Annotated in this window: 1 protein-coding gene; it reads left to right on the top strand. The window is 31.5% G+C overall.

The window, feature by feature from the left end; all coding sequences use genetic code 11:
• Positions 1–113 precede the first annotated feature (113 nt).
• On the top strand, positions 114–1,226 hold the full coding sequence (locus EDD63_RS11490; RefSeq protein WP_134171455.1) for an IS110 family RNA-guided transposase: 1,113 nt from the start codon (positions 114–116) through the stop codon (positions 1,224–1,226).
• Positions 1,227–1,335 lie beyond the last annotated feature (109 nt).

Genomic DNA, 1,335 nt, shown 5'->3' with positions numbered 1-1,335 from the left:
TTAAGATAATATGAAGTGACCCCCTAAGTTGTCTAAACGTGGATTTAGATTCATAATAGAAATTGTAAAAATAATATTAAGAATCGTTACCATAACGACAATAGGAGGTCACTATGAAAAGTATAATTTATATTGGTATGGATGTCCATAAGAACAGTTATAGCTTATGTGCTTATGATGGATTAACTGGAGAAATCTTAGGAGAAGTAAAATGTGGAGCAGATGTCAAAAACATTGAAAAATTTATTAGAAGAATAAGAAGCAAATATGAAGATACTGTTGATATTTTAACAGGATATGAAGCAGGATGTTTGGGTTATTTCCTTTATCATCAATTAGTTGATAAAGGTATTGCCTGTGATATTTTAGCACCAACAACAATGCAACGTTCAAGTAAAGATAAATTAAACAAAAATGATAAGCTTGATGCACGAAGTATTGCACAAAATCTCGCGAATGGAACTTATAGGAAAGTATATGTACCAAACGATAAAGATGTAGAAATTAAAGAATACATTAGAATGATGGAAGACTTTAAATTAGAAAGGAAAAAAGTCAAACAACATATTAATGCATTAACTTTAAGACACGGTCAAAAGTATGAAGGAAAATCAAGATGGACAATAGCACATATCAAATGGCTAAAGTCTCTTGAATTATCAGATTTGCTTAGAGAAGTCCTTGATGAATACTTAAATGAATATGATACATTGAATGACAAGATCGAAAGATTTAAAGAGAAATTAATAGAAATGTCAAAAGAGGAAGTATATGAAAAACCGATATCACAACTAAAGTGTTTAAAAGGAATAGATGTAACATCAGCAATGACGGTACATGTAGAAATATCAGATTTCAATCGTTTTCCAACAGCAAAAGCATTTGCATCTTATGTAGGATTAACACCAGGACAAGCATCAAGTGGAGATAAAGTCACATATCTAAGTATAACCAAACAAGGTAACTCAACAGTAAGACGGTTACTAGTGGAATGTGCACAAGCATTGGTGAAGGGTACGGCAGGAAGTAAATCAAAAGCACTAAAAGCAAGACAAAAAGGACAAAGTCAAGAAACGATTAAATATGCCGATAAAGCAGCGGAAAGACTACAAAGGAAATTCAATAAAATGATCTATCGAGGAGTAAATAGAAACAAAGCAGTAACAGCGATAGCAAGAGAGTTAGCATGCTTTATCTGGGGAATGGAAACAGGAAATATAAATTAAAACGTTATCTTACTATACTCGGCTATAGTTGATATATAGAATTAAAAAATTAAGAAAGAAGAAGAGGTAGACTATAGAAAGAAAAATTTACAACATTGATGGCATGTAT

The organism is Breznakia blatticola (assembly GCF_004365815.1).
In the GTDB taxonomy this organism is placed as follows: Bacteria; Bacillota_I; Bacilli_A; order Erysipelotrichales; family Erysipelotrichaceae; genus Breznakia; species Breznakia blatticola.
Note: the sequence above shows the minus strand (reverse complement) of the source record. Positions and strands in the feature narration are given on the sequence as shown.